This is a genomic window from Mesobacillus persicus (genome assembly GCF_900109925.1).
In the GTDB taxonomy this organism is placed as follows: Bacteria; Bacillota; Bacilli; order Bacillales; family Cytobacillaceae; genus Mesobacillus_B; species Mesobacillus_B persicus.
Genome location: NZ_FOBW01000004.1, coordinates 81,567 through 107,660, shown reverse-complemented (window position 1 = coordinate 107,660; position 26,094 = coordinate 81,567). Strand labels below are relative to the sequence as shown.

Below are 26,094 nucleotides of genomic sequence, written 5' to 3'. Positions count from 1 at the left end.
GGAAAAGAAAATGAAAAAATTTCTAAGTTTGATGATTGTATCTTTATTCGTTCTAGTACTAGCTGCTTGTGGCGGTGGGGATGATGAAGGTACTACAGGTGGAGAAGAAGAGGGTAACAAAAAATTAGTGGTCGGTGCATCAGTTGTACCACATTCTGAAGTATTAGAAGCAGCTGTTCCTCTACTAAAAGAAAAAGGAATCGACCTTGAAATCCAAGAGTTCACAGATTACATTTTGCCAAATGTTGCTTTAGATAGCGGGGAAATTGATGCAAACTACTTCCAGACTCCTGGATACCTTGCCCTTCAAATGGAAGAAAATAAAGATTTTGATTTTGTTAGTGTGGGTGAAATTCACCAAGAACCAATTGGGATTTATTCAAAAGAGTATGATAGCTTACAGGATCTTCCCGATGGTGCAAAAATCATTATGAGTGATTCTTTAAGCGATCATGGACGTATTTTACCGATTTTTGAAAGAGAAGGTTTAATTAAGCTTAAAGAGGGAGTCGGCGAAAATGCAAGAGTAGACGATATCGTTGAAAACCCTAAAAATCTAGACTTTTCTACACTAATTGAAGCAAGACTATTAGCTTCTTCATTTGAAAGTGGAGAAGGCGATGCTGTCGTCATTAACGGAAACTATGCACTTGAAGGTGGAATTAATATCGAAGAAGACGGAATTGCCTTTGAAGGTAGTGATGTAGTTCCCGCAAATCTAATTGTGGTCCGCTCTGAAGACAAAGATCGTGAAGAGATTCAAGCACTTGTTGAGGTATTAAAATCCGATGAAATTAAACAGTTTATCGAAGAAGAATATGCAGGTGCTGTTTTAGTAGTAGAATAGGAAATAAAGGATGAAAAAAGCTGGTCCAAAATACTTGGACCAGCTTTTTTTTACATTAAGGAATTATAAAATTCAAGCTGAGAAAAACAACACATACGGAAATATAAAGAATTAAGTATAAGTGCAAACCACAACTCTGTCTTCCTTAAGGCGCTGCAATCGGGAGTTTTCTTTATTTGTGAGAATAACCACCATTATTTTCAAACATAATAACCTTGATAAACTATGAGAATGGAGTGATTATGGTGGAAAATCAATATGAAGCAAACAATATGTCTGAAGCTGCTTTACAGGAATATAAAGAAGGTCTAGGGGTATTCACCCAGAAAATGCCGGACATTGCACGTCATTATAACGCTTTTACAGAAGCATGTTTTCAAGAAGGTACTCTAACCCAGCGTGAAAAGCAGTTGATTGCTTTAGGGATTGCTCTTTATGCACAAGATGAGTATTGCATCATTTATCATACGAAGGGATGTCTTGACCAAGGTGCCTCGGAGGAAGAAATTCTTGAGGCAGTAGGTGTTACTGCGGCGTTTGGTGGAGGAGCAGCGATGAGCCAGGCCGTTACATTAGTACAAGATACCTTATCGGATTTTAACCAGATGAAGCAATAACACAGGAGAAGCAATAATTAGTAAGAATATTGCGAACGAAGGGGTTATTGAGACCTAAGCAGCTTATATGCCATCTCACTCAGTTATTGTCGTTTTTTTTGACTTTGAGCATTCCTTTGGAAGAATGATACGATAAGAATGTCAAAAAAACGCGTACAGCGCGTCAAAATGAAGGGATGATTCTTTATTACTCAGCTTCAAATGAACTATACAGGTGAAATGGAAAAGGCAATGCACGGTGCTCACGGCATTGGTTACGAAGCCTACTGTATGAAGCATAAGCTTAGGATGAAGGTTGAAAGAAGACGTGAAAAAGATTATTTGAAAAGCCAAAGGATTGTGGCTGATATTGACAGAAAAGTTCATGGGTAAAGAATGAAATTACTCTGCATAGAGACCAGTGTGCAAAAAGCACTGGTCTTATCTTTTTGTTGTCGGAAAATATTAAATAATTGGTGAAAACAGGGTCTTTTCTTAGTGTAAAAACCCCATAATACATGAAAGGCATGCGTTTTGTTAAAAATAATGAGGTCCAATCTGTATTTTTTTACAATACCATATTGGGTTGTTTAACAGTTGCGTACAGTTTTAATTTGTTATAAGATTGTAATGAGAATAGAATGAGAATAAAGGATTATCCGATATGCATTGGTTAATATCTTTTTTTACTAACGGAGGTAGCAATTATGGGTGGATCTGTATTATCAATTAAGGACCTTCATGTTGAGATTGAAGGCAAAGAAATTTTAAAGGGTGTCAACCTTGAAATCAAGGGTGGCGAAATCCATGCGATCATGGGACCTAACGGAACTGGTAAATCAACTTTATCTTCCGCGATTATGGGTCATCCTAAGTACGAAGTAACAAGCGGAAGCGTTACATTAGATGGTGAAAATGTTCTTGAAATGGAAGTAGACGAGAGAGCACGTGCAGGTCTATTCCTTGCAATGCAGTATCCAAGTGAAATCAGCGGTGTAACAAATGCCGATTTCTTGCGTTCTGCAATTAATAGCCGCCGTGAAGAAGGGCAGGAAATTTCATTAATGAAGTTTATCCGCTCAATGGATAAGCAAATGGAATTCCTTGAAATGGACCCTAACATGGCACAGCGTTATTTAAACGAAGGCTTTTCCGGTGGGGAAAAGAAGCGAAATGAAATTCTTCAAATGATGATGATTGAACCGAAAATCGCTATTCTTGATGAAATTGACTCTGGTCTTGACATCGACGCTTTAAAAGTGGTTTCAAACGGAATTAACCAAATGCGCGGCGAAGATTTCGGTTGCCTAATTATCACGCACTACCAGCGTTTATTGGACTATATTACTCCTGATCATGTGCATGTTATGATGCAAGGTCGCGTTGTGAAGTCTGGTGGACCAGAACTTGCTAAGCGCCTTGAGTCAGAAGGATATGACTGGATTAAACAAGAACTTGGCATTGAAGACGAAACAGTTGGGCAAGAAGCGTAAGCACTAGGGGAGGATCAATATGACTACTGAAACAAAGCTGCCGTTTGATCAGGAATATATTACTTCCTTTTCAAAAGAAATGAATGAGCCGGCATGGCTAACAGAGCAACGTGTGAACGCTTTGAATCAAGCTGATGCACTGCCAATGCCAAGACCGGATAAAACAAAAATAACGAATTGGAACTTTACCCAATTTGAGAAGCTTCTCGTTAAAAGTGAAGCTTATACAAGCCTTAATGAACTTCCAGAAGAGGTTAAACAACTGGTTGGAAATGAGGCGGAAAATAATAGCCTTTACGTTCAGCGGAACAACAAACCAGCTTACTTATCCGTTTCTAAGGAACTTCAAGAAAAAGGTGTCATCTTTACTGATATCTTTACTGCGGCTCGTGAGCATGGTGATCTATTAAAGAACTATTACATGACAGCTGTGAAGACGGATGAACATCGCTTAACAGCTTTTCATGCAGCATTTTTAAATGGTGGGGCATTCCTTTATGTTCCGAAAAATGTCGAATTAACAGAACCTATTCAAGCTGTTTTCATTCATGATGATGCTGAGGCTAATGTCTTTAACCATGTGTTAGTGGTTGCCGAAGACAATAGTAGCGTTGTTTATGTAGAAAACTACATTTCCACAGTTGAATCAGCAGAAAGTAAGTTCAATATCGTTTCTGAAGTTGTAGCGAATGCTAATGCTAAAATTCAGTACGGGGCCGTTGATACTCTTGCAAAAGGTGTGACAACCTACGTTAATCGTCGAGGAATTGCAGCAAGAGATGCAAAAATTGAATGGTCTCTTGGGTTGATGAACGATGGCAATACCATTTCCGAAAACACTACGAACCTAGTTGGTGATGGTTCAATTGGAGACACGAAAACGGTTGTCGTTGGTCGTGGCGAACAAATCCAGAACTTTACTACAAGCGTGGTTCATTTCGGGAAAAACTCGGAAGGCTACATCCTAAAGCATGGGGTTATGAAAGACAGCGCAAGCTCCATTTTTAATGGAATTGGTAAAATTGAACACGGTGCTACGAAAGCGAATGCTGAACAGGAATCACGTGTATTGATGCTTAGTGAAAAGGCTCGTGGTGACGCGAATCCAATTTTACTTATCGATGAAGATGATGTTACTGCAGGCCATGCAGCATCGGTTGGTCGCGTAGACCCACTTCAACTTTATTATTTGATGAGCCGTGGTATTTCTCAAGTTGAGGCAGAGCGCCTTGTTATTCATGGCTTCCTTGCTCCAGTTGTTAATCAACTTCCAATTGAAGGGGTAAGAAACCAACTAGTTGAAGTCATCGAAGGGAAAGTAAAATAATGAACATCCGTGAAATCCGGGAAATGTTCCCAATCTTACATCAGGAGGTTAACGGGAATCCGTTAGTCTATCTTGATAGTGCGGCAACATCCCAAAAACCTGTTCAAGTAATCGAAGCAGTGGATCGCTATTATCGCGAGTACAACTCTAATGTACACCGCGGGGTTCATACGCTTGGGACAAGGGCAACGGACGGTTATGAAGGTGCTCGTGAAAAGGTTCGGAAGTTTATTAACGCAAAATCAATCGAGGAAATCATTTTTACAAGAGGGACAACGACAGCACTTAATACGGTGGCCGCAAGTTACGGTCGAGCCAATTTAAGTCAAGGCGATGAAATTGTCATCTCTTATATGGAACATCACAGCAATATCATTCCGTGGCAGCAGGTTGCAAAGGCGACTGGCGCTACCTTAAAATACCTACCACTTCAAGAGGATGGAAGCATTTCTTTAGAAGATGTAAGGGCAACAGTAACTAGCAATACGAAAATTGTTTCTATCATGCATGTTTCGAATGTGCTCGGCGTGATCAACCCAATCAAAGAGATTACAAAGATTGCCCATGAAAATGGCGCAATTATGGTTGTTGATGGGGCACAAAGTGCACCGCATGTGAAAATTGATGTTCAAGATTTGGATTGTGATTTCTTTGCCTTTTCGGGTCATAAAATGTGTGGTCCAACTGGAATTGGTGCCCTTTATGGAAAGAAGAGCTTATTAGAAAAAATGGAGCCAATCGAATTTGGGGGCGAAATGATTGATTTCGTCGGCTTATACGAATCAACTTGGAAAGAACTCCCATGGAAATTTGAAGGCGGAACACCGATTATTGCTGGGGCAATTGGTCTGGGTGCAGCCATTGATTTTCTACAAGAAGTGGGATTAGAAAATATTGAAGCGCACGAGCATAAGTTGGCTGCCTATGCAATGGAAAAAATGTCAACGATTGAGGGCATGACTATATATGGCCCGAGAGATTCTTCTCAGCGTGCGGGTGTTGTCACTTTCAACTTGAATGATGTTCACCCACATGATGTTGCTACTGTCCTCGATGCGGATGGCATCGCTGTACGAGCAGGGCATCATTGTGCTCAACCTCTGATGAAATGGTTGAACGTTTCTGCAACAGCACGTGCAAGCTTCTATCTGTACAACACAGAAGATGAAATTGATAAGCTGGTTTCTGGACTTATCAAAACAAAGGAGTATTTCAGCGATGTCTTTTAATAACCTCGATACTCTGTACCGCCAAGTAATCATGGATCATTATAAGAATCCTCGCAACAAAGGGGTACTCGAAGATGGAAGCCTAACGGTGAACATGAACAACCCAACTTGTGGTGATCGGATTCAGTTAACGATGAATGTCGAAAATGGAATGGTAACCGAATCAAGGTTCGATGGGGAAGGCTGTTCTATTTCGATGTCATCTGCTTCAATGATGACCCAAGCGATAAAAGGGAAAAAGATTGAAGACGCGTTAAAAATGTCAAAAATCTTTTCGGATATGATGCAGGGAAAAGAATATGATGAAGATGACAGCATTGATTTAGGTGACATTGAAGCCCTACAAGGTGTAGCGAAATTTCCGGCACGGATTAAATGTGCAACACTTGCATGGAAAGCCATGGAAAAGGGCCTAAACGAAGACAATCAGTAATATAATTGTCTTAACACGAATACAAAAAGGAGTAGGATGAGTGTTTCCTCTCCGATGAAATGGAGGAATTCGACGATGGCTAAAAAAGCGCCAGAGATCGGTGATTATAAATATGGCTTTGCCGATAAAGACGTTTCCATCTTCCGATCTAAGCGAGGTTTGACTCGTGAAATCGTTGAAGAGATTTCCAAATTGAAGGAAGAGCCTCAGTGGATGCTAGATTTCCGTTTGAAGTCACTTGAGCATTTTTACAAAATGCCAATGCCTCAATGGGGTGGAGATTTAAATTCTCTAAACTTTGATGAAATCACTTATTATGTTAAACCTTCAGAGAGATCGGAAAAGTCATGGGATGAAGTACCTGAAGAAATCAAGCGTACTTTTGACAAACTTGGTATTCCTGAAGCTGAACAAAAGTATCTTGCTGGGGTTTCAGCTCAGTACGAATCTGAAGTTGTTTATCATAATATGAAGGTAGAACTGGAAGATCAGGGAATTGTCTTCAAGGATACAGACTCTGCTTTAAGAGAAAATGAAGATCTTTTCCGTGAGTACTTTGGTAAGGTAATCCCACCGACAGATAACAAATTTTCTGCATTAAACTCAGCTGTATGGTCTGGTGGTTCCTTTATCTATGTTCCTAAGGGTATTAAGGTTGAAACACCTTTACAAGCTTACTTCCGTATTAACTCTGAGAACATGGGACAATTTGAGCGGACATTAATTATCGTTGATGAAGGCGCACACGTTCACTATGTTGAAGGATGTACAGCACCTGTATACACAACAAACTCACTTCATAGTGCGGTTGTTGAAATCATCATTAAAAAAGACGCTTATTGCCGTTACACAACGATTCAGAACTGGGCAAACAATGTCTATAACCTTGTTACAAAGCGTGCCACTTGTGATGCTAATGCAACAATGGAATGGATCGATGGTAACATCGGCTCTAAACTTACAATGAAATACCCTGCTGTTATTCTAAAAGGCGAAGGCGCTAGAGGTATGACCCTATCTATCGCTTTAGCAGGTAAAGGCCAGCATCAGGATGCAGGTGCGAAAATGATTCACCTTGCACCAAATACTTCTTCTACGATTGTTTCGAAGTCAATCTCGAAACAAGGTGGTAAGGTAACCTATCGTGGTGTTGTTCACTTTGGACGTAAAGCAACAGGAGCTCGCTCGAACATTGAGTGTGATACGTTGATTATGGATAATAGCTCAACTTCTGATACAATTCCTTACAACGAAATTTTAAATGACAATATTTCGCTTGAGCATGAAGCGAAGGTGTCTAAAGTTTCCGAAGAGCAGCTCTTCTACCTAATGAGCCGCGGAATTTCTGAAGAAGAAGCAACTGAAATGATCGTAATGGGCTTCATTGAGCCATTTACAAAAGAATTACCAATGGAATATGCCGTTGAAATGAACCGCCTGATCAAGTTCGAGATGGAAGGTTCAATCGGTTAATACTATGGTTATCAAGAAAGTCGCTTGCTTTTAATAGTAAGCGGCTTTTTTGTTTCGTTAGCTGAGATTGGTGCCCTATCATGCATGCGAAACAGAAAGAAAGGTTACCAATGAAGGTAATTGGTGCCCTTTCTAGTGGGATGAACCAAAGAAAGGTCACCAATGAAGGCTATTGGTGCCCTATCTAGGTGGGTGAAGCTGAAGAAAGGTCACCAATAAAGGCTATTGGTGCCCTATCTAGGTGGGTGAAGTCAAAGAAAGGTCACCAATGACGGCTATTGGTGCCCTATCTAGGTGGGTGAAGCTGAAGAAAGGTCACCAATAAAGGCTATTGGTGCCCTATCTAGGTGGGTGAAGTCAAAGAAAGGTCACCAATGACGGCTATTTGTGCTCAATCTAGGTGGGTGAAGCCGAAGAAGGTCACCAATAACGGGTGATTGACGCCCTCGGCCTATTTGGCACACGAATCCCAATAAAATCATCAAGCCACCTACTTGGACTCATCTCCCCCGTTATTACTCTCTAGAGTGTTACTGAGAGTAGAGGAACTTATAAAAAGTGGCTCTATAATTAATACAAATCTTCAGCTAGGCACACATTGGGATGGTCGTTTGCGGTTTATGCTATCATATAGATATTGGAGGGTTGTTATGATCTCAGTTGGATTAACAGGCTGGGGAGACCATGACAGTCTATACGGAAGTAGAATCCCAGCGCGAGAAAAGTTAAGGGAATATTCAAGTTACTTTCCGGTAGTGGAAGTGGACACTTCATTTTATGCGGTGCAACCTGTTAGAAATGCGGAGCGTTGGGTCAAAGACACTCCGGCTTCTTTCCAATTTATCGTGAAGGCCTACCAAGGGATGACTGGGCATCTGCGCGGTGAAAGTCCCTTTCAGGGTCGAAATGAGATGTTTGAGGCCTTTTGCGATTCGCTTCACCCATATAGGGAAGCAGGGAAACTGGCGATGGTGTTATTTCAGTTTCCGCCGTGGTTTGATTGTAAGCGTAATAATGTCGATTACTTACGCTGGTGCCGGGATAAAATGGGAGATATCCCATGCGCTCTTGAATTCAGAAATCGCTCATGGTTTACGGATGAGATAAGAAATAAAACGCTACAGTTTATGAAGCAAGAAAACTGGATTCATAGTATTTGTGATGAACCGCAAGCTGGAAATGGATCGGTGCCGATTGTTCTTGAACCTACTTCCAAGAAAAATGTCCTTGTCCGGTTTCACGGTCGAAATATCGCTGGTTGGAATCGAAGCACCGCAGGAGATAATTGGCGAGAAGTTCGTTACTTATATCGCTATAATGAAAAGGAATTAAAAGAATGGGCAACCCAATTAGCCAAACTTAAGGAAAAAACCAAAAATGTTTATGTATTATTTAATAATAACTCTGGAGGAGATGCGGCTGATAATGCCCTTCAGATGTTGGATATATTAGATATTGAATACAGAGACTTAAATCCACGGCAACTGGGTTTATTTTAGAAAAAGGAATGAGATGCAGTGGAAGTTCTCCATATTTACCATACAAACGATTTACATAGTCATTTTGAACATTGGCCAAGGATTCATCAACTAGTTACTGAGAGACGGAAATGGCATGAACAGGAAGGTGATTCGGTTTTCCTCTTCGATATTGGCGATCATATGGATCGTTGGCACCCATTGGCAGATGGAGCGCGGGGAAAGGGAAATACGGAGCTTTTAAATGAAGCCGGCTATGATGCTGTGACATTCGGCAATAATGAAGGAATTACACTATCGTATGAAGACTTGGATAATATGTACGATGATAGACGATTTAAGGTATTAGCAGCTAATCTGTACAGAAAAAATGGGGAGCGACCAGGCTGGGCCCAGCCGTTTGAAACCTACTTAACAAAGAACGGGGTTAGAGTTGGAGTAATTGGTTTAACAGTAAACTTCAATCACTTTTACGACCTCCTAGGCTGGAAAGTAACCGATCCTCTTGAAGAATTAAAAAAATGTGTTGAGACCCTCAAAGGGAAGACGGATATTATCATTTTGTTATCCCACCTTGGAATTCATGATGATGAACAAATTGCCATCATGTATCCTGAAATCGATGTAATCCTCGGGGGTCACACTCATCATATTTTACATGGGGGGAAGGTTGTAGGAAATTCTCTCTTAGGTGCAGCTGGGAAGTTCGGCCAGTATACCGGGCACGTGATCATTGAAGTGGATGAGACGACTAAGCAAGTAAGCTCAAAACGAGCACGTCTCTATGACATGAATGATTGGGAACCTGTTGAGAACGAAAGTGAAACAATTAAACAGTATTATGAGAAAGGGAAGACACTGCTAGGTAAGGTAGTGGCAGATTTACCACAACCATTACCTGCACACCACTTCAAGGATTCTCCGTTAGCAAGTCTCCTTTGCGAAACTTTAAAAGAGTGGTGTGATGCGGACTGTGCTTTCCTAAATGCAGGATTATTATTAGGTGATTTGAAAAAGGGTGTCGTAACCGATTATGATTTATTAACTATTTGTCCGCATCCCATTAATCCATGCACAGTAAAGTTGACTGGCGCCGCGCTAAAAGAGGTCCTGTTACAAACAAAGGATGAAAAATGGCCACATTTACAAATAAAAGGGCTAGGATTTAGAGGAACGGTGATGGGGAATTTTGTATATGAGGGAATTGAATTTAGTGGGATAAATCAACCTCATAAAGAGATTAGAATCGGGAATAAACCATTGGATCCTAAAAAAACGTATACCCTTGCAATTCCTGATATGTTTACCTTTGGCCGGTTCTTTCCGGAAATTTATCGATCCGAAAACAAAAAATATTACCTACCAGAATTTTTGCGTGATTTATTAACGGTGAAACTGGCAGAACTTAATCATTAATTACAAAAAAGATCATTGAATAGTTTTACTAGAAAGATGACCTCCCCATGCCCCTAATCTCGGCTCTTTAGTAAGCCAATTCATTGTGCATCAGCCTTATAAATAAAACGGGCTCTTGCTCTTTTGAGTCAGGTTTCACCAATTTCTTGCTCATGCATAACTTGTATAGTAGGAAAGGGGAGCTGATTAATGATTGAAATGACACCAATCGAATTAAACGGCCACACCTTTTTAGGTATTTCTGTCAGGCTGCCAAAAACAAACCTGCTTGTTGTTACAAGCGATAAAGGATATATTATGTGTGGTGCTTTAGATGTTGCACTACTTAATGAAAAACTGAAAGATAGGAAGGTTCTTGCAGGTCGAGCTGTAGGGGTTAAAACAATCGAACAGTTGATTGAAGCACCTCTAGAGTCTGTTACCATTGAAGCTGAAAACCTTGGAATCACGGCTGGCATGTCTGGTAAAGAAGCACTTAAAAGAATGGTCTAACTCAATACTAGTTTGTTTTTTGTAAGATTTACAATGTAAAAAGCAAAAACATTGTAGACATTTAAATACTTTTTTTAGGCTATGTCCCCCCTTTACAGCATACATATGCTTGTAAAGGGGGGATTTATTTTGGCGAAATCGGGCCTCCGGCTGCGACGAAAAAAAGGACCCTTACCGTTTAAGCATGTGCTTTTGCTGACAATACTCTTTTTTATTCTCTCAACCGTGGGTGGTCTGTGGATCATAGACAAAAAAATTGAACCAACCTTAATGAGCTATGCAGAATCCCAGACAACCAAAATTGCCACGCAGGTCATTAATAAAGCCATTAATGAACAAGTTGTCAGCGGCATGAAAACGACTGATTTAATTGAATATGTCCCAATTAGCGGAGGTTCAAGAACGATTATTCAGTATAATGCGGAAGTCTTAAACAAAATTAAAGCGGAAACGGTTAGTCTTGTGCAGAAAAATATTAATGAAGTAGAAAAGGGAAATCTATCCCAGTTACAAACATTAGCTGACGTTGAATTTGAAACGGCTGAAGAAGAACTGGATGGACTAGTATATTATATTCCATTAGGTCAGGCGACAAATAATGTTCTATTGGCAAACCAAGGTCCAAATATTCCGGTTCAGTTCACGGCCATCGGTGATGTGGTAACAGATGTGGTGTGGGAACAAAAACCATTGGGAATCAATAATACTTGGATTGATGCGTCTATACGAGTCGTTGTAAATGTCCAAATCATTATCCCATTTGCAACAAAAGTTGCTACCATTCAAGAGGATATTCCAGTTGGTGGGTTCCTGCATGAAGGAGAAGTTCCACAATTCTTTAATAACGGTGGGGGTGCTGCGCCCGCAATTCAACTTCCAACGAATCCTTAGTGGAAGAGGGCCTGACGGGCATAAGTGAAGCTGTCTATTTGTAAAGGGCAGCTTCAATAAACCCTTTAAAGCAAACTTGAAACCCTTTTATTTTGAAAATAACCAACGCGAAAAAATAATTTAATATTTCTGTAAATATTATTTTGACAAAAGAAAAAAACCAAGCTATACTAATCTAAAGTAAAATATCTGAAAATAAAAAAAGTTTCAATTGTTCTCTAAACTTTGGGATTAATTGGAATAGAAGGGGGTCATTATTGATGGAGAATCGTCCACAATGGGGAACTAGGGCCGGTTTTATCCTTGCTGCAGTTGGTTCGGCTGTTGGTTTAGGAAATATCTGGCGCTTTCCAGGTGTAGCATATGAAAATGGAGGAGGGGCTTTCTTTTTACCATATCTCTTTGCGTTATTAACAGCGGGGATTCCATTACTAATTTTAGAATTCACGATTGGTCATAAATATCGTGGATCTGCACCACTTAGCTTCTTTAGAATGAAAAAAGGGGCCGAATGGCTTGGATGGTGGCAGTTAGCTATTTCCTTTATCATTTCTACCTATTATGCGGTTATTATCGCCTGGGCGATGGCATACGGGTATTTCTCAATCGGCAAGCAATGGGGAGAAGATCCACTTACTTTCCTTGTAGGAGATTACTTAAAAGTTGTTGATGCAGGTCAGGTTGGAAGTGTTGTACCAGGTGTATTTTTCCCATTATTACTTGTTTGGATTATCACGTTAGGTATCTTGTTCAAAGGAGTTAAAAAAGGAATTGAAGTCGCCAACAAAATTTTTATTCCAGCACTTGTAGTTTTATTTATGATTATTGTTGTGCGTGCCTTGACTCTTGATGGTGCCATTGACGGTGTTAATGCATTCTTCAAGCCGGACTGGGGTCAAATCATGAATGGGAAGGTTTGGGTAGCTGCTTACGGGCAAATCTTCTTTAGTTTATCTATCGCCTTTGCGATCATGATTACTTATTCAAGCTATCTACCTAAAAAGTCTGATATTACAAATAATGCTTTCATTGCAGGTTTTGCTAACTCTTCGTTTGAATTACTTGCTGGTATCGGTGTATTCGGGGCTCTTGGTTTTATGGCTATGCAACAAGGTTTACCTATTGATGAAGTTGTAAGTAAAGGAGTTATTCTTGCCTTTGCTGTGTTCCCACAGATTATTAATGAACTCCCAGCATTCAGTGCTGCATTTGGTGTCTTGTTCTTCCTATGCTTAACACTAGCTGGTTTATCTTCACTAATTTCAATTGTGGAAACATATGTAGCTGGGGTACAAGAAAAATTTAAGGTATCACGTACGAAGGCTGTAGCAATCGGTGGCGGATTATCCGCATTGATTTCTGTTCTTTATGCAACTCAAGGCGGATTAAACTTCCTAGATACTGTCGATGCCTTTATTAATAACTACGGGGTTGCCTTTGCTGGTTTAATCGAAATCATTATTGTAGCCTGGATCGCGAAGGAACTTACGAACCTACGTGATCATGCAAATGGAATTTCTGATATCGTTCTTGGTAGCTGGTGGATCATCTGCTTAAAGTACATCACTCCAGTAGTACTTGGAATCATGATGGTGATGAATGTTATGACTGATTTGGAAACTAGTTACGGTGGTTACCCAGTTAGTTTTAACCTATACTTTGGCTGGCTAGTAGCGATAGGAGCAATTGTATTCGGAGTGTTATTCGCCAAAGTGAAAAAATGGGATTCAAGTCTTTATGATATTCCAAAAGACAAGGGGGTTTCTAAGTAATGGAAACTAGTGCCGTTGTTATGATGGTTATTGGAATGGTGATTATTTGGGGAGGACTTGCAGCAAGTATTACCCATGCTGTTAGAAAGTCCCGTTCATAAAAGTACGGAGCCAGCCTCATCCGAGGCTGGCTCTCTTTTATTTAAAGGTAAGAAATTATAAAAGTTTTTGACTTAGAAAAATGTCCAGCTCCAGCACCCTAGCGGCTAGTGTCCTTCGCTCTCCGCCCTACGATAAGTCAACATCGAATCGCTATCGCTCTTCGTGTTTCCTTTGCCGCGTTCTAACGGGCAGTAGCTTCTCAACTGCCCGTAAGAACCCGATTGATTTTTCTAAGGGCTAAAGCCCTAAGAAAAATCTTATCTCAGTTGGAGGGCTCCAGGCCATACGCCGCTGAACAGGGCGCTTACGCTTTTCTTATTTTATTCTTGCTCTTTCTTCTTTTGACCATAATCTTAAATGCGGGTAAGGATCAAACGACCACTCTGTTCTACCATTGTCCTTATACATTCCATAGTGGAGGTGTGGTGGGAATTTCCCTGAAGTTCCTGGTGGGCCATAACCAGAGCTCCCTACTCCGCCTATCACTTGCCCTGGCTCAACAACTTGTCCAATTTTTAAGTCTTTAGCAAAACCACTTAAGTGAGCAAAGTAATGATAGGTATTATTTAAATCCCTGATACCTACTCTCCATCCCCCATAACGGTTCCAGCCTTTCATTTCAACTACTCCATAGGCTGTCGCTCGAACGGGTACACCGTAGTTCGCAAAAATATCCGTTCCTTCATGGATTCGACGACCGCCCCATCCACGGGCGTCGCCCCATGTGTTTTTATAGCTGTGGTTGCTTCTTAATGGTACTGGGAAAGCGTGTGAGTCCAAATCCAGTTTGTTAAATTTCTTGTAAATCTTTGCTTTATCCATAATAATTCCGACGGTTTTATCTCGCTTGTAATAATCCCAAAGGCCGATCTTAATATTGTCATGGTCGGTCCCATAAGCTAAAAGATATTGGGCGAAAGCATGAAGAACATCCTCATCGTTAGTTAATTCAGCTTTGCCATCCCCGTTTCCGTCAAAACCTCTACCATTAAAGAATTGAATCCTTTTCGCATTTGTGTCGTTAGGATTAGGATTAAGTAAGCCGGCCCATTCTTCTGGTGGAAAATAGATTCCGGATAGTCCCTCTGGATCTGGAAGATCAGTTCGTGCCTTACGTACGCTACGTTCATACTGGTCAATAGCCGCTAGATAATACCAGGGGATATGTGTGACCATCTCAACTCTTTGATATAGCTCCATTCTCTTTTCATGGATATTCTCTTGCTCCTCTTTTGCCATCACTTTATCTAAAGGGAAAGTGAAGAGGAGAGAAAGAATAATAAATGCGAGAAGATACCTCATGAGAGTCCTCCCTTCTGCCTTTTAATGTTCTTTTAAAGTCAATAATACCGTTGATTCGATCATATGCCTTTTTGAAGGTGACAATCCTTTTACGCTTTTGTGTCTTTAGTTTATGAGAAACAAACAATATCATAATGAGCAATATATGGTAACGTACTAAAAAGTGTTGCGTACTTGTACTCCGATTTTCAAATATGGTAAAGTGACAGAAGAAGGATTCCGTCGTTTAGGGACTTTGATGAAATGGAGTGACGTAATGAGCAACAAGGAAGAAGTTTTAAGAAAGCCCGATTGGCTAAAAATAAAATTAAATACAAACGAAAATTACACAGATCTTAAAAAAATGATGAGAGAACAAAACCTACATACGGTATGTGAGGAAGCACGTTGCCCTAACATCCATGAATGTTGGGCTGTTAGACGCACAGCTACATTTATGATTCTTGGGGATGTTTGTACGCGAGCTTGCCGCTTCTGTGCAGTTAAGACAGGTCTTCCAAATGAGCTTGACCTTAAAGAACCAGAAAGAGTAGCAGATTCTGTAGTCACGATGAATTTAAAGCATGTTGTCGTAACAGCTGTTGCTAGAGATGACCTAAAGGATGGCGGCGCTGCCGTTTTTGCTGAAACGGTTCGTGCAATTAGAAGAAAAAACCCATTCACTTCAATTGAGGTACTACCTTCTGATATGGGAGGCGTATCTGAAAATTTACAGATGCTAATGGATGCCAAGCCCGATATCCTTAATCATAATATTGAAACTGTAAAAAGACTTACTCCAAGAATTAGGGCAAGAGCAACTTATGAGCGTTCCCTTGAATTTTTACGAAGAGCAAAAGAAATGCAACCTTCTGTCCCAACAAAGTCAAGTATCATGATTGGTCTTGGGGAAACAAAAGAAGAAATCATTGAAGCAATGGATGACCTTCGCGCAAATCATGTGGAGATCTTAACAATTGGTCAATATCTACAACCGTCTAAAAAACACTTGAAGGTTGTGAAGTATTACCATCCAGATGAATTCAGTGAACTAAAGAAAATTGCACTTGAAAAAGGATTTAGTCATTGTGAGGCTGGGCCTCTTGTTCGCTCTTCATACCATGCTGATGAGCAAGTGAACGAAGCCGCAAAGCATAAGCAATTATTAGGCGAAAAGCAGGCAAAAGAAGCTTAAAACCAAGAAGTAGAAAGAGTTCAGCCGTTTAAGCTGAACTCTTTCTCTTTTTAGCTATTGTCGTTTCTACCCATATATTGATTTCGAATGTCTGTCCCATTATCATATTCTTCATTTGCATTATCCATTTCTTTACCTTGTGGTGAATCATTCATCTCTTCAACTAGATCATCTAATAGCTGATGAATATCACGCGAATTGGTATTTAGGGTAGCAAAGTTCTCTACATTTTGTCTTAATGTAGTATCATCCGAGACATAAATATGAAACCAAGCTGGTACGACAGACATAGCCATTTTTTTCATTTGGTCTGCTGTTTCATTTCGATTATCAGAATCTGTTTCGTACACAATTATAATTTCTTCGTCAGTAACCAGTGTAGAAACATCATCAACATTCGGTGTTTGGGCTCCAAGGGTGGAAATCATGTTCGCTAGTTGTTCGCGATCAATGGAATACTTCGGCTGTTCATCAGCACCCATAATGCCCGTGCGTTTGTGTCGGACATAACCAAATCCAGTATCTTCCCCTTCCATATCGGGATTATAGAAACCGGGTTCATGGTTGTTCACATGTAATTGTCTGTTGGTATCCTTATATATACCTGCTTGTTCACCGTTGTTTCCTTGATCTGCATTATTGCCAGCACAACCTGCTAGGGCAAATCCACAAATCCCTAAAATGGTCAAACCTTTTTTTATCATCAACAGAACACCCCCTATTTATATAATGACCCGTAAGTTTTCTTTTTTTCTTAGTAAATGCTGGAGAATCAGTTATAATTTAAACAAGACGAAAGTTTAGATAAAATTACAAGTAGGCATCTAAGGAGTCAGTTAAAAGAGGTGATAGGATGATTTGTATTAATAATATCTGCTATGAAGTAATTGATGAATATAGGGAAGCTTTTGAGGAAGAGGCTTTCCGGTCGCGCTATAGCGATATCTTAACTAGGTATGACTATATTGTCGGAGATTGGGGTTATGGACAGCTTAGATTGAAGGGGTTTTTTGAAGATCAAAACCAAAAGGCTACCTTTGATACTAAAATAAGTACCGTCAGCGAATATCTTTATGAATTTTGTAATTTTGGCTGTGCTTATTTCATTGCTAAGAAAGTGAAAAAATAAAGGCAAGGCCGGCAACCCGGCCTTGCCTTTATGGTGTATAGGGCTCTTGAGTATCTTTTTCTGGATCATCATGCGGAGGGTGGGCACCTTCCATCTGACGAGGCAGCTCTTGATGTAAAGATTTATTCTCATAATTAAATGCACTGTAAGGTCTTTGTCCTTCTTTCCACTCCGTACTTTTATTCTCAACTGGCTCGTCCACATTTCGAGGTGACCCGTAAGGCCCCTCCGGAAACTCCTCAGCCGTTAAGAAATTTCTGCTTTTCTCCACATTTGAAAGTTCAGAGTAGATTTCTGAATCCTTATTACCCAACACTATCACCCCTTCATTCGTGTTGTCTGCATAGTATGTGTTGCAGCCATGCAAAATAACAAAACGAAAGCCGGGTTATTTTATGGAAGAAGCCCTTTGTTTAATGCACTATTCTGTATTTTGTAGGGATTAATGTCCATAGCACAAATCGAAGGCAAGGATGGGAACCAAGCGAGTCTCTCAATGCCCATAGTCAATGAAAGAAGGTGAGTATGGGAACTGAGAGAGCCACTAATGCCCATAGTCACTAACTAACAAAGGAATTTAAAGGGTTTCCCGTAAAAAATCTCTAAGTTCTTCGGCATCCTCTTCAGATAAATTAAACGCATATTCCAAGTAGCCTTCTTCATCCAAGTCGTCTGGACCAATAATTGCAAATCGATTTCCCTGAATATCAAGGATAAGCTGTTTCCCATAGTATCGATCTGATTGGATAATAGCTAAATCAAAACGTTGGTTATCACCCATAAAACTAACAAAGCGGGTCTTTGTATCAACTAAATCATCATATAAGAAAAAACGTTCTGTCATAATTTAATTTCCTCCCTGTGTTCGCATCCCGATAGTAGCAACGCTCTTTCCTATCTTATCAAAAAGGAAGCTCGTCTGCATGAAATAATAAAACTTAAGAAAGCTTGCCAAGTACAACGCGTAGGAAAAACTTCTCTATGGTAAAATAGTGTTGAATAGATATAGTTTCTTTGACAGGAGATACAATTGATGGAGGGAATTAAATATGTACTTTGTTGACAGAGATTCAATTGAGGAAACGTTGATTTACCTAGACAAACAAATTGAACGTTTCAAAAGTCATCCTCAGTGGACAACTGATATAGAGAAAGCGGCACTAGAGCGATTGACCCACACGATGTTAGAAGCCATTCTTGATGTTGGAAATATGATGATTGATGGATTTATTATGCGTGACCCTGGGAGCTACGAAGACATTCTTGACATCCTATTGGATGAAAAAGTTATAACTAGTGAGATGCACCAGAGTCTTATTCACTTGATTCAATTCCGAAAAATGACCGTGCAGCAATACACAAGAGTAGATCACGAAAGTTTAGAAAATGCCTTTACGAAAGAGGTTTCTGTTTTACAAATCTTCTCAAGCAAAGTACGTGATTACATAACAAACGAACTTGGTCCAGTCTCAGCATTCAAGAAATAATCATATGAAGGATGGGACCGTGAATCACGGTCCTTTCCTTTATCATAATCGTAGCATTCTAAAAAGGCTGCTTTTTAAAAGGTTGTTGTTTTCATTGTTTTGTGTTAGAAACTTTGTATGAAACAAGTTGATTGGAGCAGAAATCAACTTCCCTTTGTTCAATAGCAACGAAGTTCGAAAACATCCTAAAAAAATGACAAACAAGGTGGGATTAGATGAAAGAATACAAAGGCTATTTAATTGATCTCGATGGCACGATGTATAAAGGATCTGAACAAATCGCTGAAGCTGCTAGTTTTATTAATCGATTGGTCGAAAAGGAGATTCCCTATTTATTTGTGACGAATAATTCCTCACGGACGCCTGCTCAAGTGGCCGCAAAGCTTCGTGACTTTGGAATTAAAACCGAAGATCATCAGGTGTTCACAACAAGCCAAGCCACAGCCAATTACATTTACGAACAAAAGGAAGCGGCTACCGTTTATACAATCGGTGAAGAAGGATTAAGAACGGCTCTTGCTGAAAGAAATTTTAAAGAAGCAGGAGAAGATGCCGAGTATGTTGTTATCGGGATTGATCGAGAGATAACCTATGAGAAATTGGCGGTTGCGTGCTTAGCGGTTCGCAATGGTGCAAAGTTTATTTCTACCAATGGTGATATCGCGATTCCAACTGAGAGGGGACTTCTACCAGGAAACGGCTCATTAACGTCCGTTGTTGCGGTTTCGACTCAGACACGTCCAACTTTTATAGGGAAGCCCGAATCAATTATTATGGAGCAAGCTTTGAAGGTATTGGGAACGGAAAAGGCGGAGACTTTGATGGTTGGCGATAATTACGATACAGATATTCTGGCAGGAATGAACGCAGGAATGGATACACTACTTGTTCATACCGGGGTAACGACCAAAGAACTTCTCAGTCGATATGAAGTAAAACCAACCTTCACGGTAGATACACTTGATCAATGGAAGATATAAACGAAAGGGACGGTTCCTAATTTAGAACCGTCCCTTTTCTTCCCGCAAGACATCTAATTACTCAATATCAGCCGCTCGGTGTGCTAGGCGACTTGATGCGGCCGCTGCAATAGCACCAACAATATCATCGAGGAAAGTATGGCATTGTCCACTAGACTTATCGTTTAGCTTTTCAAGAATACCCGGTTTTTGTTTATCGATATAACCGTAATTAGTAAACCCAATTGAACCATAAATATTAACGATTGAAAATGCTAAAATCTCATCTACCCCATAAAGTCCTTCATCCGTTGCAATAATGGACTGAAGTGGTTCCTCAAGCTTTTTCTGTTCCGCTAAAATATCTAACTGAATCCCGGTGAGGATGGCGTTTTGTACCTCGCGCTTTGATAACACCCGTTCGACATTCTCTGTACAATCCTCGATGGCTAAGGACGGGTGGTATTTTTCCTGAAGATAATATACCAGTTTAGCAATATCCTCAATTTCGACACCACGTTTCTTTAGCCAATCACGAGCGGTTTCTTCTGTAAGTTTTATTGCTTTGCTTTTTTCTAACATAAATTGTCACCCTTCTTTCTATATTTACTTATTTTATACTTGTTACCCCAAAATCATTCTTTTTACCAACGTAAAGTTAAATTCCCTTAAAAGGATAACCTCAAACAGGCATGCTACATTCTCATTATTAACAAGTTTTCCTTCTGATGCTCATATAGTACTAAAAAGATGCTGTAAGAAGGGAATGCATGCAATGTTTGAAAAAATGCTAAAAGAACAGTATGGGCTAAAAGACGGGATGGAACTAGAGGTCGAGAGGTACAGAGCCTTCAAACAGGAACGGTCTCTTTACTTGATTATGAACGTAACTGGGAAAAAAGAGCAAGAGATAAGGGAGTTCGAGAAAATTTCAGACCAATTACGTACATTTGGGGATAAAGAAGTGCCACAATTTCTACCAACGAAAGATGGTGCACCCTCTTGTGAATGGGAAGGGAATTACTACAGTTTATTACAGTACCAGGAGCCCAAATCACTAAATCCAAAAAAAATTGGCAGAAAGTTAGCACATTTTCATTATCGAGGCAGATATATGCCTTTTCAGGTCAAGCTTATAAATAGAATTGGCCAGTGGAAACAACTATGGGAACAGCGCTTAGATCAGATGGAAGGCTTTTGGAACAATAAGCTGAATCAGGGGCCAGAAAATGAATTTGAAAAAATGTTTCTGGATTCTTTCCCTTATTATATGGGCTTAGCGGAGAATTCGATCCAATATTTAACGGATAGCGAGTTAGATTCTCGGCCTTCGGAAATGGATAATGGAACTGTTTGTCATGAGCGTTTTTCCCGTGTGACTTGGGGAAGAAAGCAGTTGATTAAAAATCCTTATGAATGGGTATTTGACCATGCTTCAAGAGACTTAGCTGAGTGGGTAAGAGCTCGGTATTTTTATAACTCGCAAACCTATCAGCCAGATATACGTCATTTTTTTAACGATTATCAACAGGTTAATAGGTTGTCTCCTTTTTCTTGGAGGCTTCTTTACGCAAGGCTTTTGTTTCCGCTACATTATTTTGAATGCATCGAAAATTATTATATAACGAATTCTGAACAGCAAAAACTGGCTCTAGAGGACCAGCTGTTAAAGTACTTAAAGCAGAGTAGCGAGAATGAGCGCTTTCTAGGAGGCTTCTATCAGATAGTAGAAGCACCTGTCCGTGCTTATAAGCTACCAACGATTAACTGGTTACTTAAATAATCACACAATAGAATGGTCTGTATGTTAAAATAATTATGAAAACTTGCGAGAAGGAGAACGGCAATGAAACCAACTGTATTTATTACAAGAAAACTACCAGATAAATCAATTGCAGTGTTAAAAGATCAATTTGAAGTAAGAATGTGGGAGGAGGAAGAGGTTCCTGTTCCAAAAGAGGTACTGTTTGCTGAGGTAGAAAATGCAGAAGCGTTATTTACTGTTGTATCGGACCCAGTAACCGAGGAACTCTTATCCGCTGGGAAAAACTTAAAAGTGGTTGCTAATATGGCGGTAGGTTATGACAATATCGATGTAGAGGCGGCAACCAAAAGAGGGGTTCTCGTTTGTAATACACCTGATGTCTTAACGGAAACAACGGCGGATCTCACTTTTGGCCTTCTATTGGCTACTGCTCGACGGGTTGTAGAGTCTGCTGAATTTATTAAGCAAGGAAAATGGCAAAGTTGGAGTCCGTTTCTCCTTGCAGGACATGATGTCCATCACAAAACGATTGGGATATACGGGATGGGTAAAATAGGAGAGGCGGTTGCACAGAGAGCTAAGGGGTTCGGGATGGAAATTCTCTATCATAATCGAACAAGGAAACCTGAAGCAGAAAAGGTACTAGGTGCAAAATACTGTTCTTTTGACGAATTACTTGAACTCTCAGATTTTGTAGTCGCGATGGCCCCACTAACTAATGAGACGAAGCATATGTTCAATGCAGAGGTATTTAGTAAGATGAAGTCTTCAGCCATTTTTATCAATTCTTCAAGAGGGGCTGTTGTTGATGAAGAGGCCCTTTATCAAGCACTAATACATAATGTTATTGCAGGTGCAGGTCTTGATGTTTTCGAAAAAGAACCTATATCTCAGGATCATCCATTATTATCGTTACCAAATGTTACTGCCCTCCCGCATATAGGAAGTGCCAGTATCGAAACGAGGATGTCGATGATTCATATATGCGTAGACAATATCCAAAGAATCTTAACAGGAAAAAATCCAAGGACCTTGGTTAATAAATCTCTACTCAGTGAATAATTTTTGAAAGGCTGTGTTAAAAGATATTATTGCCTTTGTACAGGTTGATTGGAGCGGAAGGCACTCGACTCCTGCGGGAGTACGGGGCAGGGGAGACCCCACAGGCGCTGGAAGCGCCGAGGAGGCTCCCCGGCACGCCCGCGGAAAGCGAGTGACTGGAGCGGAAATCAACACTCCCATTTAACACAGCCATAAAAAAGCTCCCGTTTGCATGTGCAGTCGGGTCTTTTTTTAGGAAGATTCTAAAAAAAAATGCTCTGTTAAGCGTTTTCAATATTATTTTATGATAAATAATCCTTGTAAATAAAGAGTACAGAAATTATAATGTCTACTATATAAATACAAATGTATACCAGTGGAGAACAGAAAGGGAGGGGTCATCTATGAAAGCTATTTCGATTGGACTTCTTGGACTTGGGACAGTTGGAAGTGGAGTTATTAAGATTATTGAAAACCATCAAGATAAGCTGATGCACCAAGTCGGCTGCCCGATAAAAGTGAAAAAAGTTCTTGTCCAGGAATTGGGGAAGGAAAGAGCGGTTCCGATTGATCCATCTGTTTTGACAACAAATGTGGATGATATCATTAACAACCCAGAAATTGATGTTGTGATAGAAGTGATGGGTGGCGTTGAAAAAACAAAGGAATATTTGCTACAGGCAATTCAAAATAAGAAGCATATTGTCACTGCGAATAAAGACTTAATGGCCGTTTATGGGGCGGAGCTTTTATCGGCTGCTTCAACTAATGGCTGTGATTTGTTTTATGAAGCAAGTGTAGCTGGTGGGATTCCTATTATTAGAAGTCTTGTCGATGGACTCTCTTCAGACCGCATTACAAAGCTTATGGGAATCGTGAATGGAACAACCAATTTTATCTTAACAAAGATGACTCAGGAAGGGCTTGCGTATGAGGACGTGCTAAAAGAAGCGCAAGACCTCGGTTATGCCGAAGCGAATCCTGCCTCCGATGTTGAGGGCCTTGATGCTGCTCGTAAAATGGTCATTCTCGCTCGACTAGGATTTTCAATGGAAGTCGATCTTGATGATGTAAAAGCTACAGGGATTTCAATGGTCAATGAAGAGGATTTACATTATGCAGAGCAACTTGGATATACAATGAAACTGTTAGGAATCGCCCATCGTGACGATGAAAAGGTCGAAGTAAGTGTTCAGCCAACGCTATTACCAAAAGCACACCCGCTATCATCGGTGAACAATGAATACAATGCCGTATATGTCTATGGTGAAGCTGTCGGGGAAACGATGTTCTATGGACCAGGTGCAGGAAGCTTACCAACTGCAACATCGATCGTTTCAGACCTTGTTGCTGTCGTGAAAAATATGAGACTAGGGATAAACGGAAGCTATGCAGTTGCTTTACAACATGAAAAGAACCTAAAAACGTCTGAAGAAATTTATTCAAAATACTTCCTGCGAATCCACGCGAAAGATCAGGTTGGTGTGTTCTCTGAAATCACTTCAGTATTTACCAAATACGGAGTAAGTTTCGAAAAAATTCTCCAACTACCGGTCAAAGAAAAAGGGTTAGCCGAGATTGTTGTTGTCACACATAAAGCATCATTAAAAAGCTATGAAGAAATTTTTATGCAACTAAGGGATCTTGAATCAATTAAAGAGATTAAGAGTGCCTACAGAGTGGAAGGAAGTGCATACGCGTGAGATGGAGAGGGCTTATAGAAGAATACAAAGAATATTTGCCGGTTACAGAACAAACTCCGTTACTCTCCTTAAATGAAGGAAACACGCCGCTCATTCGCCTGGATAACCTTTCAGAAGAGTTAGGGATTGACTTGTATGTGAAAACAGAAGGTGCAAACCCTACAGGTTCCTTTAAGGACAGAGGAATGGTGATGGCAGTGGCGAAAGCGAAAGAAGAAGGTAGCGACACCGTCATTTGTGCTTCGACAGGAAATACATCTGCCGCAGCGGCGGCATATGCTGCTCGTGCAGGAATGCGCTGTATTGTTGTCATTCCTGAAGGGAAGATTGCAATGGGGAAGCTTGCCCAAGCGGTCATGTATGGAGCTGAAATTATCTCGATTGAAGGAAATTTCGATGAAGCGCTTCGGATGGTTCGAAATATTAGTGAAACAGAACCTGTAGCGCTTGTGAATTCTGTCAATCCTTATCGCTTGGAAGGACAGAAAACAGCAGCATTCGAAGTCTGTGATCAATTAGGAAGTGCTCCCGATATTCTAGCCATTCCTGTGGGGAATGCGGGAAATATCAGTGCCTACTGGAAGGGCTTCAAGGAATATGGAAAAGGACTTCCAAAAATGTTTGGTTTTGAAGCTGAAGGAGCTGCAGCAATTGTTCATGACCGAGTCTTTGAAAACCCAGAAACAATTGCTACAGCGATTCGAATTGGAAATCCTGCAAGCTGGAAATTAGCCGTACAAGCAAGAGATGAGTCAGGTGGAACGATTGATGAAGTGTCTGATGAAGAAATCCTTGAGGCTTATCAAAAGTTGACAAGGTCAGAAGGAGTCTTTGCTGAACCAGGGTCATGCGCTTCATTAGCTGGAGTGTTCAAGCTTGTAAAGAAAGGTGAAATTCCCCGCGGGTCAAAAATTGTTGCTGTGTTAACTGGAAATGGTCTGAAGGATCCCGCAACAGCGATTGAATGCAGTGATATTAAACCAGTTCTTCTTCCAAATGATGAAGAAAAGGTGAGCGAACATATTCGTGGAGTTGTTCATCGATGAGTAAAGATGGGATGTTTACCGTAAGAGTTCCAGCAAGCACAGCGAATTTAGGACCAGGGTTTGACTCTATTGGTGTGGCTCTAAATCTATATCTCACGGTTGAAGCTGAACAATCAGAAAGTTGGGAAGTAATCCCCTTATCGAAAGAACTAGAGGTATTTCCAACTGATGACCAGCATTTTATCGTTAAAATGGCCAGGAAAACAGCTAGTCTTTATGATCAACAGATGCCTCCTTGTCGGTTGGCTGTCAGTAGTGAAATTCCGCTTACCCGCGGGCTCGGCTCAAGTGCGGCGGCAATAATTGCTGGTATTGAACTGGCTAATTACTTTTGTGACCTAAAACTTACAAATCAGGATAAACTTGAAATATCGGCTGAAATTGAAGGACATCCAGATAATGTCGGTGCCTCCATCTATGGAGGGTTCGTGGTTGGAAGCCAGTTAGGTAACGATATTGACCTTACGGTTCTTCATTCATTGGAGATGGACGTCGTTGCGATTATCCCCGAGGAAGAATTATTGACTGAATCGGCACGAGGAGTTCTCCCAGACAGTCTGCCATTTTCAAAAGCTGTAGAAGCAAGTGCGGTTTCGAACCAGTTGTTAGCTGCACTGTTAACCAAAAACTGGGGTCTAGCCGGAAAGATGATGAGTTTTGATCGTTTTCATCAGCCATACCGGCGCGGTTTAATTCCTTGGTGGGGAGAGGTAGAAGCGATTGCTATAGAAGCAGGGGCATTTGGTACGGCTTTGAGTGGTGCAGGACCTACCATCCTCTGTCTCGTTGAACCTGGAAAAGGGAAGGCTGTAGCGGCCGAGCTCGATAAAGCTCTATCAACTATGCATGTTGTCCAGTTGGAGATTGATCGAGTTGGAAGCGAGACATACATCGAAATGCCAGCAAGTAAAAAGAGCCCAATTTAAGGGCTCTTTTTGA

At 40.5% G+C, this 26,094-nt stretch carries 28 protein-coding genes; 23 read left to right on the top strand and 5 right to left on the bottom strand.

The genetic code is table 11. From position 1 onward, the window contains the following. The first annotated feature begins 10 nt into the window (after positions 1-10). The 14 genes from BMX30_RS07460 (at position 11) to BMX30_RS07400 (ending at position 13,548) form a co-directional block, all read left to right on the top strand. Positions 11-847, top strand: coding sequence for a MetQ/NlpA family ABC transporter substrate-binding protein (locus BMX30_RS07460; protein ID WP_090743095.1), 837 nt, complete (start codon positions 11-13; stop codon positions 845-847). 242 nt (positions 848-1,089) lie between these two features. Continuing rightward, entirely contained in the window at positions 1,090-1,464 is a 375-nt protein-coding gene (locus BMX30_RS07455; protein WP_170843817.1) for a carboxymuconolactone decarboxylase family protein, read from the top strand. 219 nt (positions 1,465-1,683) lie between these two features. Beyond that, positions 1,684-1,836: a YuzK family famiily protein gene (locus BMX30_RS23460; RefSeq protein ID WP_170843811.1), complete on the top strand. Its 153-nt coding sequence runs from the start codon at positions 1,684-1,686 to the stop codon at positions 1,834-1,836. Positions 1,837-2,150: 314 nt separating this feature from the next. Next, entirely contained in the window at positions 2,151-2,936 is a 786-nt protein-coding gene (sufC, locus tag BMX30_RS07450; RefSeq protein ID WP_090743089.1) for a Fe-S cluster assembly ATPase SufC, read from the top strand. Between the two features lie 19 nt (positions 2,937-2,955). Then, on the top strand, positions 2,956-4,263 hold the full coding sequence (gene sufD / locus BMX30_RS07445) for a Fe-S cluster assembly protein SufD (protein ID WP_090743086.1): 1,308 nt from the start codon (positions 2,956-2,958) through the stop codon (positions 4,261-4,263). Then, entirely contained in the window at positions 4,263-5,492 is a 1,230-nt protein-coding gene (locus BMX30_RS07440) for a cysteine desulfurase (RefSeq protein WP_090743083.1), read from the top strand. Before sufD ends, BMX30_RS07440 begins: the two co-directional genes overlap by 1 nt. Further along, entirely contained in the window at positions 5,482-5,925 is a 444-nt protein-coding gene (sufU, locus tag BMX30_RS07435; RefSeq protein WP_090743080.1) for a Fe-S cluster assembly sulfur transfer protein SufU, read from the top strand. The genes BMX30_RS07440 and sufU overlap by 11 nt, the downstream gene beginning before the upstream one ends. Before the next feature lie 75 nt (positions 5,926-6,000). Further along, positions 6,001-7,398 carry a Fe-S cluster assembly protein SufB gene (gene sufB, locus BMX30_RS07430; protein WP_090743077.1) on the top strand — a complete coding sequence of 466 codons (1,398 nt, stop codon included), beginning with the start codon at positions 6,001-6,003 and terminating at the stop codon, positions 7,396-7,398. Between the two features lie 650 nt (positions 7,399-8,048). Then, on the top strand, positions 8,049-8,897 hold the full coding sequence (locus BMX30_RS07425) for a DUF72 domain-containing protein (RefSeq protein WP_090743074.1): 849 nt from the start codon (positions 8,049-8,051) through the stop codon (positions 8,895-8,897). Between the two features lie 18 nt (positions 8,898-8,915). Continuing rightward, positions 8,916-10,292: a bifunctional metallophosphatase/5'-nucleotidase gene (locus BMX30_RS07420; protein WP_090743071.1), complete on the top strand. Its 1,377-nt coding sequence runs from the start codon at positions 8,916-8,918 to the stop codon at positions 10,290-10,292. A 189-nt stretch (positions 10,293-10,481) separates the two neighbouring features. Beyond that, positions 10,482-10,784, top strand: a complete 303-nt coding sequence (locus BMX30_RS07415) for a YunC family protein (RefSeq protein ID WP_090743068.1) — start codon at positions 10,482-10,484, stop codon at positions 10,782-10,784. A 129-nt stretch (positions 10,785-10,913) separates the two neighbouring features. After that, positions 10,914-11,675: a sporulation protein YunB gene (gene yunB / locus BMX30_RS07410; RefSeq protein ID WP_090743065.1), complete on the top strand. Its 762-nt coding sequence runs from the start codon at positions 10,914-10,916 to the stop codon at positions 11,673-11,675. Positions 11,676-11,935: 260 nt separating this feature from the next. Further along, positions 11,936-13,447, top strand: coding sequence for a sodium-dependent transporter (locus tag BMX30_RS07405; RefSeq protein ID WP_090743062.1), 1,512 nt, complete (start codon positions 11,936-11,938; stop codon positions 13,445-13,447). Further along, entirely contained in the window at positions 13,447-13,548 is a 102-nt protein-coding gene (locus BMX30_RS07400) for a methionine/alanine import family NSS transporter small subunit (protein ID WP_090743059.1), read from the top strand. The genes BMX30_RS07405 and BMX30_RS07400 overlap by 1 nt, the downstream gene beginning before the upstream one ends. Positions 13,549-13,864: 316 nt before the next feature. Here the strand turns inward: BMX30_RS07400 and BMX30_RS07395 are convergent, their stop codons facing one another. After that, positions 13,865-14,851 (bottom strand): M23 family metallopeptidase, encoded by a 987-nt coding sequence (locus tag BMX30_RS07395; protein WP_090743056.1) that lies wholly within the window; start codon positions 14,849-14,851, stop codon positions 13,865-13,867. Positions 14,852-15,107: 256 nt separating this feature from the next. Here BMX30_RS07395 and lipA point away from each other — a divergent pair, with 256 nt between their 5' ends. Then, a complete protein-coding gene (lipA, locus tag BMX30_RS07390; protein ID WP_090743053.1) occupies positions 15,108-16,025 on the top strand; it encodes a lipoyl synthase in 918 nt (305 codons plus the stop codon). A 50-nt stretch (positions 16,026-16,075) separates the two neighbouring features. Here the strand turns inward: lipA and BMX30_RS07385 are convergent, their stop codons facing one another. After that, positions 16,076-16,729, bottom strand: coding sequence for a YhcN/YlaJ family sporulation lipoprotein (locus BMX30_RS07385; protein ID WP_244532535.1), 654 nt, complete (start codon positions 16,727-16,729; stop codon positions 16,076-16,078). Between the two features lie 149 nt (positions 16,730-16,878). Between BMX30_RS07385 and BMX30_RS07380 the strand changes: the two genes are divergently transcribed. Further along, on the top strand, positions 16,879-17,154 hold the full coding sequence (locus BMX30_RS07380; RefSeq protein ID WP_090743050.1) for a YutD family protein: 276 nt from the start codon (positions 16,879-16,881) through the stop codon (positions 17,152-17,154). 28 nt (positions 17,155-17,182) lie between these two features. Here BMX30_RS07380 and BMX30_RS07375 read toward each other — a convergent pair whose 3' ends face one another. Further along, positions 17,183-17,467, bottom strand: coding sequence for a cytosolic protein (locus BMX30_RS07375; protein WP_090743047.1), 285 nt, complete (start codon positions 17,465-17,467; stop codon positions 17,183-17,185). A 264-nt stretch (positions 17,468-17,731) separates the two neighbouring features. After that, on the bottom strand, positions 17,732-17,998 hold the full coding sequence (locus BMX30_RS07370; protein ID WP_090743044.1) for a DUF3055 domain-containing protein: 267 nt from the start codon (positions 17,996-17,998) through the stop codon (positions 17,732-17,734). A gap of 205 nt (positions 17,999-18,203) precedes the next feature. Here BMX30_RS07370 and BMX30_RS07365 point away from each other — a divergent pair, with 205 nt between their 5' ends. Further along, a complete protein-coding gene (locus BMX30_RS07365; RefSeq protein WP_090743042.1) occupies positions 18,204-18,641 on the top strand; it encodes a DUF86 domain-containing protein in 438 nt (145 codons plus the stop codon). A gap of 215 nt (positions 18,642-18,856) precedes the next feature. Then, on the top strand, positions 18,857-19,621 hold the full coding sequence (locus tag BMX30_RS07360; protein WP_090743040.1) for a TIGR01457 family HAD-type hydrolase: 765 nt from the start codon (positions 18,857-18,859) through the stop codon (positions 19,619-19,621). Between the two features lie 57 nt (positions 19,622-19,678). On the opposite strand, the gene BMX30_RS07355 is transcribed toward BMX30_RS07360, so the two are convergent. Then, positions 19,679-20,182, bottom strand: coding sequence for a phosphatidylglycerophosphatase A family protein (locus BMX30_RS07355; RefSeq protein ID WP_090743037.1), 504 nt, complete (start codon positions 20,180-20,182; stop codon positions 19,679-19,681). 193 nt (positions 20,183-20,375) lie between these two features. On the opposite strand from BMX30_RS07355, the gene yutH reads away from it, so the two are divergent. The 5 genes from yutH to thrB all read left to right on the top strand — a co-directional run bounded on the left by yutH (position 20,376) and on the right by thrB (position 26,081). Further along, positions 20,376-21,383, top strand: a complete 1,008-nt coding sequence (gene yutH / locus BMX30_RS07350) for a spore coat putative kinase YutH (protein ID WP_090743034.1) — start codon at positions 20,376-20,378, stop codon at positions 21,381-21,383. 63 nt (positions 21,384-21,446) lie between these two features. After that, positions 21,447-22,427: a 2-hydroxyacid dehydrogenase gene (locus tag BMX30_RS07345; RefSeq protein ID WP_090743031.1), complete on the top strand. Its 981-nt coding sequence runs from the start codon at positions 21,447-21,449 to the stop codon at positions 22,425-22,427. A 383-nt stretch (positions 22,428-22,810) separates the two neighbouring features. After that, positions 22,811-24,109 carry a homoserine dehydrogenase gene (locus tag BMX30_RS07340; protein ID WP_090743028.1) on the top strand — a complete coding sequence of 433 codons (1,299 nt, stop codon included), beginning with the start codon at positions 22,811-22,813 and terminating at the stop codon, positions 24,107-24,109. Beyond that, on the top strand, positions 24,106-25,155 hold the full coding sequence (gene thrC, locus BMX30_RS07335) for a threonine synthase (protein ID WP_090743024.1): 1,050 nt from the start codon (positions 24,106-24,108) through the stop codon (positions 25,153-25,155). The genes BMX30_RS07340 and thrC overlap by 4 nt, the downstream gene beginning before the upstream one ends. Next, positions 25,152-26,081 carry a homoserine kinase gene (thrB, locus tag BMX30_RS07330; RefSeq protein ID WP_090743021.1) on the top strand — a complete coding sequence of 310 codons (930 nt, stop codon included), beginning with the start codon at positions 25,152-25,154 and terminating at the stop codon, positions 26,079-26,081. Before thrC ends, thrB begins: the two co-directional genes overlap by 4 nt. Positions 26,082-26,094: the final 13 nt, after the last annotated feature.